The organism is Laedolimicola sp. (genome assembly GCF_051972735.1).
GTDB lineage: Bacteria > Bacillota > Clostridia > Lachnospirales > Lachnospiraceae > Laedolimicola > Laedolimicola intestinihominis.
Genome location: NZ_JBOKYU010000017.1, coordinates 1 through 14366, shown reverse-complemented (window position 1 = coordinate 14366; position 14366 = coordinate 1). Strand labels below are relative to the sequence as shown.

Genomic DNA, 14366 nt, shown 5'->3' with positions numbered 1-14366 from the left:
AGACATTTGTGCGTGGTTTTTAATATGGGCTTTAGTATAGCACGTTTAAAATCGAATAGCAAGAGGATTTTATAAAAAAGTTGTATCCAGGACGGACATATGCTTTTACAGGGCGAACGTGCGATGGTAAAAAAAGAGCCCGTCCATGCTGGACTGACTCTTTCCTCGTATCGCATATATTTTATCCGGTGTAAATTACAGTTCGATCTTTCCGCTCTCTTTGCCGTTGATGACATAGTATGCTGCGCTGTCTTCCGGCTTTACATACAGGTTCAGCTCCTTGATGGAAGATGCACGGTGTCCCAGTGCTACCCACTTCTCGGTTACCTGTGCTGCCAGATCTGCAGTCAGGATCTCCTTACCTGCAAACTGCACATATACATTCTGTACGGCTTCCTTCTTCTCAGCCTTCGGCTTCGGTCCGCGCTTCTTCGGCTCTGCCTTTACTTCTGCCTTCTTCTCAGCCTTCGGTGCCTCAGCCTTTACAGCCTCTGTTTTTACCTCTGCCTTCGGTGCTTCTTTTACGGTCTCTTTTACTTCTGCCTTAACTGCCGGAGCCGCTGTCTCTGTCTTTACTGTCTTTACTGTCTCTGCTGTCTTTACCGGAGCGTTTATCTTTACGTCTTCTGCCTTTTTCGTTGTCTGTGTTGTTTTCTTAGCAGCCATCATAATCCTCCTCTGACTTTTACTTCCAAAATTCTAACAGCGCCTATTATAGAGCATTTTTCCATATATTGCAAGTGCTTATTGTAAATTCAGAAGCCCTCTGAGCCTTTTATTTTAATGCATGGATAAATAATCCGCTGCGGAGCTTTGGCTCAAACCAGGTAGATTTAGGCGGCATCAGCAGTCCGGCGTCCGCCACTGCAAATAATTCTCCTATGGAAGTCGGATACATGGCAAAGGCCACCTTCATATCTGTATGTACCCGGCGCTCCAGCTCGGAAAGTCCGCGAATTCCGCCGACAAAGTCAATGCGCTTGTCTGTCTTCGGATCCTGAATGCCCAGAACCGGCTCCAGAATTTGCTTCTGCAGAATGGATACATCCAGACCCTCCACCGGATCACAGTTCTCATATTCCGGCTTCAGGGTCAGCAGATACCATTTGTCCTCCAGGAACAGAGTCACCTGTCCTTTCCTCTTCGGATGCTCTGCCTTGTCCAGCTTCTCCACATCAAAGACCTTTTTGATCCCGCTTAAAAATTCCTCCGGCGTCAGGCCGTTCAGTTCGCGGACCACACGGTTGTAATCCATAATCATCAACTCGTCGTCCGGGAAAATCACGGACAGAAAGTAGTTAAACTCCTCCTCGCCGGTATAGCCCGGATGCTCCTCCCGACGCTTTACGCCCACACGCACAGCGGAAGCCGCCCGGTGATGGCCGTCAGCGATATAGAGGGCGTTCATCTGATGAAAGGCCTCATAGATGGCGCTGATTTTCTCTGTGTCCGCTATTTTCCAGCCTCGATGACGGATCCCGTCCTCCGAGGTGAAGTCAAACAGAGCCGCGCCCGTCTTTACGTCCGCCACAATTTTTTTCAGGCTCTCCTGATTCCGGTAAGCCAGGAAAATCGGGCCGGTCTGGGCGTCGCAGATGTCCACGTGACGCACACGATCTTCTTCCTTCTCCCGACGGGTATTCTCATGCTTCTTGATCATACCGTTCAGATAATCGTCAATGGAAGCGCAGGCCACGATACCGGTCTGACTGCGGCCGTTCATGGTCAGCTCATAAAGATAATAACAGGGCTTGTCGTCCTGCACGAAATCACCGTTCTCTACCATGCCCCAGAGCAGCTCTTTTGCTTTCTGATAAACCTCCGGTGCATAGATATCTGTCTCTTCGGAAAGCTGAGTCTCCGCGCGGTCGATACGAAGGAAGGTCAGGGGCTTTCCCTCTACGGCCTTTCTTGCCTCTTCCCGATTGTATACATCATAGGGAAGCGCCGCGATATCTGCCTCTTTTCCGGCTGCGGGCCGGATGCCGCGAAAAGCTCTGATCTCTGCCATTAGCAGATCACCCGCACTTTCAGAACGCCGTCTACGGCTTCAAGCTTCTCGATAAGCTCCGGGCTTGCCGGACTTTCCAGATCGAACATGGAGTACGCGTAGTCACCGCGGCTCTTATTGGTCATATTGCCGATATTGTAGTTGGCGTCGCCGAGAATGGTAGTGAACTGGCTCAGCATATTTTTAACATTCTTATGGCAGATAGCCACACGCGCCGGATAACTGGGGATACCCATGTCGCAGTCCGGATAGTTAACGGAGTGCTGAATGTTGCCGTGCTCCAGATAGCAGCGAACTTCCTTCACCGCCATACGCGCACAGTTCTCCTCTGCTTCCTCCGTGGAAGCGCCCAGATGTGGGGTTACGATCACACCCTTCGCGCCTGCGGTGGTGGTGTTCGGGAAATCAGTCATATAGCGGGCTACTTTTCCCTTCTTCAGCGCATCCACCATAGCCTTCTCGTCTACCAGAAGATCCCGGGCATAGTTCAGAACTACTACGCCGTCCTTCATCTTCTCGATGGCCTCTGCATTGATCATACCCTTTGTGCTGTCCAGAAGCGGCACATGAATGGTGATGTAATCACACTCTTTATAGATATCGTCCACATTGGTAATGTGACGGATATTGCGGGACAGATTCCAGGCTGCCTCTACGGAGATATACGGGTCATAGCCCAGTACTTCCATGCCAAGATGTGTGGCTGCGTTTGCCACCTGCACGCCGATGGCGCCAAGACCGATGATGCCCAGCTTCTTGCCCTGAATCTCATGGCCCGCAAACTGCTTCTTCTGCTTTTCCGCAAGCTTACTGATATCCTCGTTCATACGCTCGGACTGCACCCAGTTGACGCCGCCCACGATATCTCTGGCTGCCAGCAGCATACCTGCCAGTACCAGCTCCTTAACGCCGTTGGCATTGGCTCCCGGTGTATTGAATACAACGATACCCTGATCCGCACATTTGGTAAGCGGAATGTTATTTACACCGGCTCCTGCACGGGCAATAGCCTTCAGATTTTCCGGGAATTCTACCTCATGAAGCGCCGCGCTTCTGACCAGCAGTGCGTCCGCCTCCTCCATATTCTCGGTCTGCTTATAATCCTCTGTGAAATGATTCAGACCGAACTGCGCGATCTGATTCATGCATTTGTACTGATACATGGCTTAGTTTTCCTCCTCAAACTTCTTCATAAACTCTACCAGAGCCTTGACGCCCTCGATCGGCATAGCATTGTAGATGCTTGCGCGCATGCCGCCGACGGTTCTGTGACCCTTCAGGTTCACAAAGCCTGCCTCGGTGGCCTCTTTGATAAATTTGGCGTCCAGATCCTTGTCACCGGTTACAAACGGTACATTCATAATAGAACGGTCTTCTTTGCGGACCGTGCCCTTGAACAGCTTACTGGAATCCAGGAAGTCATAGAGAACCTTTGCCTTTTCTTCATTTCTCGCCTTCATCACTTCCAGACCGCCCTGCTTCTTCAGCCATTTGAAAACCTTGCCGCACATGTAGATGCAGTAGCAGTTCGGAGTGTTGTAAAGAGAATTGGCATCCGCATGGATCTTGTACTTCATATAAGTCGGCGTGTACGGAAGCACATCCTCGGTAATCAAATCCTCCCGGATGATGACGATGGCCATGCCTGCGGGACCCACATTTTTCTGTACGCCGCCGTAGATCAGACCATATTTGCTTACGTCTACCGGCTCGGATAAGAAACAGGAGGAAATATCAGATACCAGAGTCTTGCCCTTGGTATCCGGCAGGGTATGGAACTTGGTTCCGTAGATGGTGTTGTTCTCGCAGATATATACATAATCTGCGTCCGGGCTGATCGGCAGATCGGAGCAATCCGGAATATAAGAGAAGGTTTTATCCTCGGATGACGCGATAGCGTTTGCCTGTCCGTAGATCTGCGCCTCTTTCAATGCTTTCTTTGCCCACTGTCCGGTGATAATGTAATCCGCCACCTTATTTTTCATCAGGTTCATGGGAATCGCCGCGAACTGCAAATGCGCGCCGCCCTGCATGAACAGCACCTTGTAATTGTCCGGGATCTGCATCAAATCGCGCAGATCCTGTTCTGCCTCATTGATGATATTCTCGAAAGCCTTAGAGCGGTGTGACATCTCCATCACAGACATTCCTGTTCCCTTGTAGTCCAGCATCTCATCTGCTGCCTCGCGTAAAACCTCTTCCGGCATTACGGCCGGTCCTGCTGAAAAATTGTACACACGACTCATGTTTTCATTCCTCCCATTTTCACTCATGGCCCGGCAGATAATTCAGAACTTCCTGACTATCGCCGGGCCTTTACGTATGTATTATAATTTCCTTTATTCTATTACTCTGTTAAACTGTTGTCAATATTTTTTAGTAATACAGTACTACCGGCGTTCCTGTTTCCATATTGGCATATACCTGCGCCATAGCTGCCGGCGGTGTATTGACACAGCCATGGGAGCCATTGGTCAGATAGACCTCTCCGCCAAACTCGGCACGCCAGTACGCGTCATGGATTCCGTAATTGCCGTAGAAGGGCATCCAGTAATTTACCGGCGTACGGTAGTTATCGCCCTTCAGCACTGCGTTACGGGTCTTATACTGAATCTGGGACACGATAGCCGGCGTATTGTAACCACGGCTGATATTGCCGGTTACCACATCGGTGTCAACCACCAGGCTGCCATTTTTATAGCACCACATATGCTGCGCTCCCATATCTACCTCGATATAGGTGCTTCCGATGTCGCCGTTGGGTCCATCCCAGGTATTTCCCTTATGGCTGTACGCCGGCTCCTTTGTAACAGTCTCGCCCTTTTCAATAGAAGCGAGAAGTGCTACGCTCTCGGTCGCTTTATCAATCTGCCAGCCGTAATTGCCACCCTTTACCGTAATGGTACCGCGCAGCGTACTGTTGAAGCTGCGGGCCTGCTTGTAGGTGTCGCGCTCCTTTGCAAGCTCCGTCACCCAATCGGTCACAGCCTGCTCCGAAAGCGCTGCCTTGTAATCATCATCAATGGTAATAAAACCGCTGATAACGGATTTGTCCGCCACATCACTCTGTTTTCCAAAGGTATAAGTGACAGACGCTCCCAGCCATTCATCAAGCTGCGCTGTCAGCGATGTGATTTCTTCTGATTCTGTAGTAATCTGAGGCTCCACATAGCAGCCTGCCTCATCCAGATCAAGGGTCTCTATCAGGCTTTCGGAAGCAATGCGGATCTGGCCGCTTAAGGCTTCCCAATCAAGTTCGGCACCCTGCTCCTCTTTATGTATCTTGTAGCCATCCTCCGTCATTTCCACCCAGGCATTTTCCGGAGAAGCGCCCTTTTTCATGCAGGAATTCACTGCAGCATCAAAGGCATCCTCATCGTAGCTGATCTCCGGTCCAATCTGGTACAGATCCTTCTGCCAGAACATTCTGGGCCATAGGAAACCGTTCTGCTTCCGCTTCAGCGTCCGGACGGTATCGCCCTCAGAGAAGCTCATGCCAAGCTTTTCCGGGGTCAGGGTGACGGTGTCGCCGCCCCGCTCCGTAATGGTTAATGTGTAAGCGTTTGCCTGAGAAAGCAGCAGCTCGTTCACCTGTTTCACTGTATACAGATCCGCGTTCACTCCGTTGACCTCGGTACCCGTAAAGAAATGTTCCATAAAATAAATGGAAACTCCCACGTATGCCACCACAAGAACAATCAACACCCAGAGATACCAGCGTATCCGTTTTATTACCGCTATCATTTTTTCACTTTTTACTCCACTCGTTTTTTTGATGTCTTACTTCTGATTTAAATCGTCCGCATCAAAGGTATCCTCCAGCGGGGCTCCCGGAGACATCATCGGGAACACCTTGTCATCACTGTCGATGACACACTCCAGCACCACCGGACGGCCCATGGCAATGGCCTTCTCCAGCGCCGGAGCGACTTCTTCCTTCTTTGTCACACGCATACCGACTGCGCCCATGGCCTCTGCCAGCTTTACGAAATCCACCTGATCGTTTAAGACGGTGGCGGAATAGCGCTGTCCATAGTACAGGGTCTGCCACTGACGTACCATACCCAGTACATGGTTATTCAGTACTAACTCGATGATCGGTACCTGATAGCGGGCTGCCGTCGCAATTTCATTCATATTCATGCGGAAGCAGCCGTCGCCTGCCACATTGACTACTGTTTTTTCCGGGCAGCCAATCTTGGCTCCGATGCCGGCTCCCAGGCCATAGCCCATGGTTCCCAGTCCTCCCGAGGTCAGGAAGGTTCTCGGCCCCTTGTACTTATAATACTGTGCCGCCCACATCTGGTTCTGACCAACCTCGGTGGTGATAATGGCGTCGCCCTTTGTTACGCGGTACAATTCTTCTACCACATAGGGACCTGTCAGACGGTCGTCGTCAAATTTCAGCGGATATTTATTCTTCAGGGCTTCTACCTCTTCTACCCATGCGTCATGCTTCATATCCGGAAGCTTCGCGTTCAGGATTTCCAGCACGGATTTCACATCGCCGATGACGCTGCCGCTTACCAGGACATTTTTATTGATCTCTGCCGGGTCGATGTCGATCTGGAGAATCTTCGCCTTTTTGGCAAATCGGCTGGTGTCGCCGGTGACACGGTCGCTGAAACGCGCGCCCAGGGTAATCAGCAGATCGCAGTGGGCTACGCCGAAATTGGACGCCTTGGTTCCGTGCATACCCAGCATGCCGGTGTACAGCGGGTCGGTGCCGTTGAACGCGCCCTTTCCCATCAGGGAATCACAGACCGGAGCGTTGACCTTATGGGCAAAGATATTTACCATTTCGGATGCGCCGGAGATAACAGAACCTCCGCCCACAAAGATGAACGGACGCTCTGCCTCCCGAATCATTTCCAGGGCTTTTTCGATATCCTCATCTTTGATAGTATCCGTTACGCGCTTGGGCTCTTCCGGCTTCTTATATTCATAGTCGGTCTTATCCGCGGTGGCATTCTTGGTGATGTCCACCAGGACCGGACCGGGACGTCCGCTTCTGGCGATATCGAAGGCCTTGCGAAGAGCCGGGGCCAGTGCTTCTGCATCCTTAATAATAAAGTTATGCTTGGTAATCGGCATGGTAATACCGGAAATATCTACCTCCTGGAAGGAATCTCTTCCCAACAGTCCTTTTCCCACGTTGCAGGTAATGGCTACCATGGGTACGGAATCCATGTACGCGGTAGCGATACCGGTAACCAGATTGGTGGCACCCGGGCCGGATGTGGCCAGACATACGCCTACCTTGCCGGTGGCTCTGGCATAGCCATCCGCCGCATGGGACGCGCCCTGCTCGTGAGAGGTCAGAATATGACGAATCTCATCGCTGTGCTTATATAATTCATCGTATACATTCAGAATGGCTCCGCCCGGGTAACCGAAAACCGTGTCTACGCCCTGCTCTTTGAGACATTCTACTAAGATCTGTGAACCTGTCAGTTCCATATTTGCTCTCCCCTTTATTCATATTAACTCGTACGTTTAGCCCATACAAACGCATGACTAAACTATTTCTCCAGTATTGCTCCTCTGTTTCCGGAGGTTACCATTTTCGCGTAGCGCGCCAGATAGCCTGTAGTGACCCTCGGCTCACGCGGCTGCCATTTCGCTTTTCTGGCTGCCAGTTCCTCGTCAGATACCAGAACCTCCAGCTTGTTGTTCGGAATATCAATAAGGATACGATCGCCCTCTTCTACCAGGGCAATCGGTCCGCCTACGGCTGCTTCCGGAGATACGTGTCCGATAGACGCGCCTCTGGATGCGCCGCTGAAACGGCCATCGGTAATCAGTGCCACCGTGGAGCCCAGACCCATACCTGCGATGGCGGAAGTCGGGTTCAGCATCTCTCTCATGCCCGGGCCGCCCTTGGGGCCCTCGTAGCGGATAACAACCACGTCGCCTGCCACGATCTTGCCGCCCTTGATAGCTGCGATAGCGTCCTCCTCACAGTCAAAGACGCGGGCCGGTCCCTCATGGACCATCATTTCCGGCACCACTGCGGAACGCTTTACCACGCCGGTATCCGGCGCCAGGTTGCCCTTCAGAACGGCGATACCGCCGATCTCGCTGTAGGGATTGTCAATGGGTCGGATGACCTCCGGGTTACGGTTTATACAGCCTGCAATGTTTTCGCCGACGGTCTTGCCGGTTACGGTAATCAGATCTGTGTTCAGCAGGTTCTTCTTATTTAATTCGTTCATAACTGCGTATACGCCGCCTGCCTCGTTCAGGTCTTCCATGTAAGTGGGGCCTGCCGGCGCCAGGTGGCACAGGTTCGGAGTTTTGGCGCTCATCTCGTTGGCAATCTCCATATTCAGATCCACATCTGCCTCATGGGCGATGGCCGGAAGATGCAGCATACTGTTGGTGGAGCAGCCCAGAGCCATATCCACAGTCAGGGCGTTCAGGAACGCTTCCTCTGTCATAATGTCACGGGGACGGATATTCTTTTTCCACAGCTCCATGACCTGCATGCCTGCGTGCTTCGCAAGCTTGATTCGCTCGGAGTAGACAGCCGGAATGGTTCCATTTCCCGGAAGGCCCATGCCCAGCGCCTCAGTCAGACAGTTCATGCTGTTGGCGGTATACATACCGGAGCAGGAACCGCAGGTGGGACAAACCTTTGCCTCGAACTCTTTTACGTCCTCCTCAGTCATGGTGCCTGCCGCGTAGGAGCCCACTGCCTCGAACATGCTGGAAAGACTGCGCTTCTGGCCGTGTACATGACCTGCCAGCATGGGGCCGCCGCTGACGAAAACGGTCGGCACATTGATACGGGCTGCTGCCATCAGAAGTCCCGGCACATTCTTGTCACAGTTCGGCACCATAACCAGGGCGTCGAACTGATGAGCCATAGCCATGCACTCGGTGGAATCGGCAATCAGGTCACGGGTTACCAGGGAGTATTTCATGCCCACATGCCCCATGGCGATGCCGTCGCAGACTGCGATAGCCGGAAATACAATCGGAGTACCGCCGCCCATGGCAACGCCAAGCTTTACGGCTTCTACGATTTTATCCAGGTTCATATGTCCCGGTACGATCTCATTATAGGAACTCACGATGCCGACCAACGGCTTCTTCATCTCTTCTTCTGTCAGGCCCAGCGCGTTAAACAGACTGCGGTGGGGCGCCTGCTGCATACCCTCTTTTACTGCGTCACTTCTCATCTTTTCGTTCTCCTTCTATAATAAATACTGTATTATACTCTCTCTGCAATCAGATCGCCCATCTCTGTGGTTCCTACCTTCTTGCAGCCTTCGGACATAATGTCTCCGGTGCGGTACCCCTCTGTCAGTACCTGCTGGACGGCCTGCTCAATGGCGTCTGCCTCTTTATCCAGATCGAAGCTGTAACGCAGCATCATAGATGCGGACAGGATGGTTGCGATGGGGTTCGCAATATTCTGTCCCGCGATGTCCGGGGCGGATCCGCCACTGGGCTCGTAAAGACCGAATTTGGTGTCGTTCAGGCTGGCACTGGCCAGCATTCCGATGGAACCGGTTACCATGCTGGCTTCATCGGAGAGGATATCACCAAACATATTCTCGGTCAGGATGACGTCAAACTGGGCCGGGTCTTTGACCAGCTGCATGGCGCAGTTGTCTACCAGCATATGAGTCAGCTCGATATCCGGGTATTCCTTTGCCACTTCTTCCACGACTTTTCTCCAGAGTCTGGAAGAATCCAGCACGTTGGCTTTATCTACACTACATACTTTCCTTCTGCGCTTGCCCGCGATGTCGAAGGCGCGCTTTGCGATACGGCGGATTTCATGCTCGTTATAGGTCAGGGTGTCGATGGCAGTCATGACGCCGTCTACCTCTTTTGTCTCTCTGGCTCCAAAGTAGAGACCTCCGGTCAGCTCGCGCATGATCATCAGATCGAAGCCCCTGTCGCTGATGTCCTTGCGGAGCGGGCAGGCGTCCTGGAGCTCTTTATACAGGATAGCCGGGCGCAGATTTGCGAACAGGCCTAAGGATTTACGAAGCTTTAAAAGCCCTGCCTCGGGGCGACGGTCTGCCGGCAGCTTGTACCAGGGCGAGGTGGCTGCGTTGCCGCCGATGGAGCCCATGAGAACTGCGTCGCTCTTTTTGGCGCTTTCGATGGTTTCATCGGTGAGCGGTACGCCGTGAACGTCGATGGATGCGCCACCCATCAAGAGATCGGTGTAATGAATTTCGTGTCCGTATTTTTCTGCGATGCGGTCAAGGACTTTTCTTGCCTCCCGCACGACCTCCGGCCCGATGCCGTCGCCGGATATGACTGCTAAGTTTAAGTTCATTTTTTCATCTCCCCTTTGATGCGTTACTTTAGTGTAGAAAATTCCGTATTATTATTACTATAGAACATAAATCGTGTTTTTTCAACTGGGAGATGCATTTTTTTTCATGTTGTGTACTGCCGGGACAGAAAAAATATCCCCTGTCGGGAACGTTAGCTCATTTTCCGTAGGGACGAGCAGGCTGGCAGCATCTGAATGAGGCACTGTTTGAGGCCCTTTAGGGCCGAGTTTGCCGGTCAGATGCGTATAAGCCGCCTGCGAGGAGTAGGAAAATGTGCGTGTTCCCGACAGGGGATATTTTCGTTCTGGCAGTTCACTGCCTAAATTTTCATTACGCCAGGGTCTCCACTGCGAACAGAGGCTCGCCTGCTTTGATCTCGCCGTCTCCGATCTGGCGGATACGCTGGTTCGGAGTAAGTTCGGTGCAGAGCACCGGGGAGCAGAGGGAGGGTGCGTGGCTCTTCAGGAAATCGATGTCGATCTTCATGAGGGGCTCGCCCTTCTTAACCTTCTGGCCGTTCTCTACGAAGACCTGGAAGCCCTCGCCGTTCAGGTTTACGGTGTCGATGCCGATGTGGAGAAGCAGGGCTACTCCGCTGTCGGTCTGGAAGCCGATGGCATGCTTTGTGTCGAACACGAAGACTACCTCGCCGTCTTCCGGTGCGCAGATGATGGCATCTTCGGGGGTTACGGCTGCGCCGTCGCCCATCATTTTGCCTGCGAAGCCTTCATCCGGCACGTTCTCCAGAGCGGTAGCCAATCCGGTGATGGGGCTGAAAATGATGGTGGTGGAAACGATACTTTCTTCTGCGGGCGCTGCTGCTTCCTCTGTAGCTTCTGTGGTGAATGCTGTGTCTGTACTCTCCGCCGCGGTTTCCTCTTCGAAGGTATCCGGCGCAGTCTCCAGATAAGTCTCCAGCTTTGCCTTGATAACCGTTACCTGGGGTCCGTAGATGATCTGGACGCCCTGGCCCTTGATGATGATGCCGCGGGATCCGGTGGTTTTAATCAGGGCCTCATTTACTTTAGATGAATCTGCTACGGTAAGGCGCAGTCTGGTGGCGCAGCAGTCTACGCCGGTGATGTTGGCTTTGCCGCCCAGGCCTCTGGTGATGGTCTCGCTGACCGGGTCGGCGGAAGTTGTGCCGGAAATTGTATTATTTGCCGCGTTTTTCGCGTTTACATCTGCTTTTGTATACAGTTTGGTTTCCTCATCGTCGTCCTCACGGCCCGGGGTCTTGAAGTCGAATTTCTTGATCAGGAAGGTGAAGATCACATAGTACAGGATGAAGTAAATAATGCCCACCGGGATGATGCGAAGCCAGCTTGTCTTCTCATTTCCCTGCAGGATTCCGAACAGAAACAGATCCAGGAAGCCGCCGGAGAAGGTCAGACCTACGGCCACGTTCAGCATATGGGCAATCATGTAGGCGGAACCGGCCAGGATTACCTGTACGGCAAACAGGGCCGGCGCTACGAACAGGAAGGAAAACTCCAGGGGCTCTGTGATTCCGGTGAACATGCAGGCCAGAGCTGCGGACAACAGAAGGCCGCCTGCCTGTTTTTTCTTTTCCGGCTTCGCGCACTGATACATGGCCAGGGCTGCGCCCGGCAGACCGAAGATCATGAAAATAAACTCGCCGGAGAAGTAACGGGTTGCGTCTGCGCTGAAGTGCGCCACGTTGGCGGAATCAGCAAGCTGGGCGAAGAAGATGTTCTGGCCGCCCTGTACCAGCTGGCCTGCCACTTCCATGGTGCCTCCCACTGCAGTCTGCCAGAAGGGCATGTAGAATACGTGATGCAGACCGAAGGGAATCAGCGCACGCTTGATGATACCGAAGATCAGGGTTCCGATGTAGCCGCTGCCGGTTACCAGACCGCCCAGAGCATAGATGCCGTTCTGTACCACCGGCCATGCGAAGTACATCAGGATGCCGACGAACATGTATACTACCGTAGAGATAATCGGGACGAAACGAGAGCCGCCAAAGAAGGATAAAGCGTTCGGCAGCTCAATCATATGGAAGCGGTTGTGCAAAGCCGCTACTCCAAGGCCTACGATGATACCGCCGAAGACGCCCATCTGCAAGGACTGGATGCCGCACACGGAGGTGATGGTTCCTTCCAGCACATCCGCAGAAATGGTTCCATCGGCCAGAATCTCACCGTTGACCTGCAGCATGGCGTTGATGGCAGTATTCATAACGAAGAAGGCAATCAGCGCGGAAAGGGCGGATACTTCTTTCTCCTTGTGGGCCATACCGATGGCTACACCCACGGCGAAGATCAGCGGCAGGTTATTGAACACGGCGCTGCCCACCTGATTCATGATAATTAACAGGGAATTTAATATGGTACCTTTGCCCAAGATGGCGGTCAGACCATAGGTGGCAATGGTGGTCTCATTGGTAAAAGAACTACCAATACCCAGCAGCAGACCCGCTACCGGAAGAATGGCGATGGGAAGCATGAAGGAGCGTCCCACCCGCTGCAATACGCCAAAAATTTTGTCTTTCATTGTTTTTTCTCTCTCCTTGAAATGCAATCTTATTTTTGACGTTTATGCAAGAGCTTATTCATCTGTGCGGCAAAATCCCGATTCTCCGGATAACCGGATTTTGGGCACAAAAAAAGACAATAACCCTACATAAACATACAAAAATATTTGTGATATCTATGCCAAGTTAATGCCTGCCGAACAGTTACACACTTAATGCAAAATGAGTATACAACATGATTTATGGGAAAGTCAAGTATTTTTTCTCTCCCCTTTACATTTTCCCCCACATTTGATACCATAATTTTAATATGGCTTATGGGGGAGATTCAATTATGTATCGGGTGAGCAGAGTTCTGAATAATAACGGCGTCATCGCCATTGATATGGAAGATAATCAGGAATATGTCCTGCTGGGAAAGGGGCTTGGCTTCGGGAAGAAGGTCTCGGAGCGGTTTGAGAAGCCGGAAGGGGCGTCCATGTACCGGCTGGCAGATGATACGGAACGGGGTTCCGCGAAGTCTCTGGCCCAGAATGTGGCTCCGGAATTTATCGAGATGGCCGACGCGGTTATGCGGGAAGCCGAAAGCCGCTTCGGCACCGTGGATCGCCGGGTCATGCTGCCCCTGGCCGATCATCTGTCCTTCGCAGCCTCCCGGGTACGGAACGGCGAACAGATCAGCAATCCTCTGACCGACGACATCCGCACCCTGTTCCACAGTGAATTTAAAACGGCTCTCCTTATCAAGGATCTGTTCCGCGATCGTCTGGGTCTCTCCCTCGACGATCACGAGGTGGGCTACGTGGCTCTCCACGTCCACTCCGCCATCGAGGATGAAAAAATTTCCATGGCCATGCAGACCGCACAGGCCGTCCGGGAGTGCGTCAACATGCTGGAGCAGGAAACAGGAGAGCACATCGACGTACTCTCCCTTGCCTACAATCGTCTCATGAATCATATCAAATACATGGTCGCCCGGGGTGTCACCGGCGAAGATCTGAAGGTGAATATGAACGACTATATGTCAGTTAGATTTCCCAAATCCTACGCCTTGGCCACCTCTGTCTGCGATCATCTGGCCGCTTCTACCGGTCTTACCTTCGACGAGATGGAGATCGGCTATCTGGCCATGCACATCGAGCGGGTTTACAGCACCTGTTCGCCATCCACGTAAAGATGATAGCCGTTTGCTATCACGTTATCCGTACTGCCGGTGAAGCTGCTCACGTAGCTGTCGCCGGTCAGTGTCCATGTGGAGTCCTTACTTAAGGTCACGTCTACATCGCCCTCTGCGCCATCCGGATTGACAACTCCCGTAAAGCTGCTGCCCTCTGTCAGATTCATCTTCAGAGTGGAAATTTCATCCACCAGAATCTGACCGTCTATCTCCTGATCCGCCGCGTTCAGAACCACGTCCCCACCATTGGAGCCTTCCTGTCCCCAGCCTCTCTCAGAGGAATTTCCCTCTATTCTTAAAAACACCTCATTTACCAGCTTGAATACCACATTTTTCAGGGAAATAGTACCCTGAAAAATGTGGTATTCAAGCTGGTAAATG

The 14366-nt window shown here is 52.3% G+C and carries 10 protein-coding genes and 1 pseudogene; 1 reads left to right on the top strand and 10 read right to left on the bottom strand.

The window, feature by feature from the left end; all coding sequences use genetic code 11:
* Nucleotides 1-195 precede the first annotated feature (195 nt).
* From ACTRC3_RS05790 to ACTRC3_RS05750, 9 genes are all read right to left on the bottom strand, one after another.
* Nucleotides 196-666, bottom strand: coding sequence for a DUF6465 family protein (locus ACTRC3_RS05790; protein ID WP_440322203.1), 471 nt, complete (start codon nt 664-666; stop codon nt 196-198).
* A gap of 109 nt (nt 667-775) precedes the next feature.
* Nucleotides 776-2011, bottom strand: a complete 1236-nt coding sequence (locus tag ACTRC3_RS05785) for a DUF1015 domain-containing protein (RefSeq protein ID WP_440322201.1) — start codon at nt 2009-2011, stop codon at nt 776-778.
* On the bottom strand, nt 2011-3174 hold the full coding sequence (locus ACTRC3_RS05780; protein ID WP_349163407.1) for a phosphoglycerate dehydrogenase: 1164 nt from the start codon (nt 3172-3174) through the stop codon (nt 2011-2013). The genes ACTRC3_RS05785 and ACTRC3_RS05780 overlap by 1 nt, the downstream gene beginning before the upstream one ends.
* Nucleotides 3175-3177: 3 nt before the next feature.
* Nucleotides 3178-4257: a 3-phosphoserine/phosphohydroxythreonine transaminase gene (gene serC, locus ACTRC3_RS05775; RefSeq protein WP_178040043.1), complete on the bottom strand. Its 1080-nt coding sequence runs from the start codon at nt 4255-4257 to the stop codon at nt 3178-3180.
* A gap of 130 nt (nt 4258-4387) precedes the next feature.
* Nucleotides 4388-5755 (bottom strand): L,D-transpeptidase family protein, encoded by a 1368-nt coding sequence (locus ACTRC3_RS05770; protein ID WP_440322198.1) that lies wholly within the window; start codon nt 5753-5755, stop codon nt 4388-4390.
* 36 nt (nt 5756-5791) lie between these two features.
* Entirely contained in the window at nt 5792-7471 is a 1680-nt protein-coding gene (gene ilvB / locus ACTRC3_RS05765) for a biosynthetic-type acetolactate synthase large subunit (RefSeq protein WP_440322196.1), read from the bottom strand.
* 62 nt (nt 7472-7533) lie between these two features.
* On the bottom strand, nt 7534-9195 hold the full coding sequence (gene ilvD / locus ACTRC3_RS05760) for a dihydroxy-acid dehydratase (protein ID WP_440322193.1): 1662 nt from the start codon (nt 9193-9195) through the stop codon (nt 7534-7536).
* Nucleotides 9196-9227: 32 nt separating this feature from the next.
* Nucleotides 9228-10310: a 3-isopropylmalate dehydrogenase gene (gene leuB, locus ACTRC3_RS05755; protein ID WP_440322191.1), complete on the bottom strand. Its 1083-nt coding sequence runs from the start codon at nt 10308-10310 to the stop codon at nt 9228-9230.
* A 331-nt stretch (nt 10311-10641) separates the two neighbouring features.
* Nucleotides 10642-12828, bottom strand: coding sequence for a glucose PTS transporter subunit IIA (locus ACTRC3_RS05750; RefSeq protein WP_440322189.1), 2187 nt, complete (start codon nt 12826-12828; stop codon nt 10642-10644).
* 314 nt (nt 12829-13142) lie between these two features.
* On the opposite strand from ACTRC3_RS05750, the gene ACTRC3_RS05745 reads away from it, so the two are divergent.
* Nucleotides 13143-13982 carry a PRD domain-containing protein gene (locus ACTRC3_RS05745; RefSeq protein WP_440322187.1) on the top strand — a complete coding sequence of 280 codons (840 nt, stop codon included), beginning with the start codon at nt 13143-13145 and terminating at the stop codon, nt 13980-13982.
* Here the strand turns inward: ACTRC3_RS05745 and ACTRC3_RS05740 are convergent.
* A pseudogene (locus tag ACTRC3_RS05740) lies at nt 13955-14366 on the bottom strand (hypothetical protein); the annotation flags it as partial. The gene ACTRC3_RS05745 and the pseudogene ACTRC3_RS05740 sit on opposite strands and share 28 nt — an antisense overlap.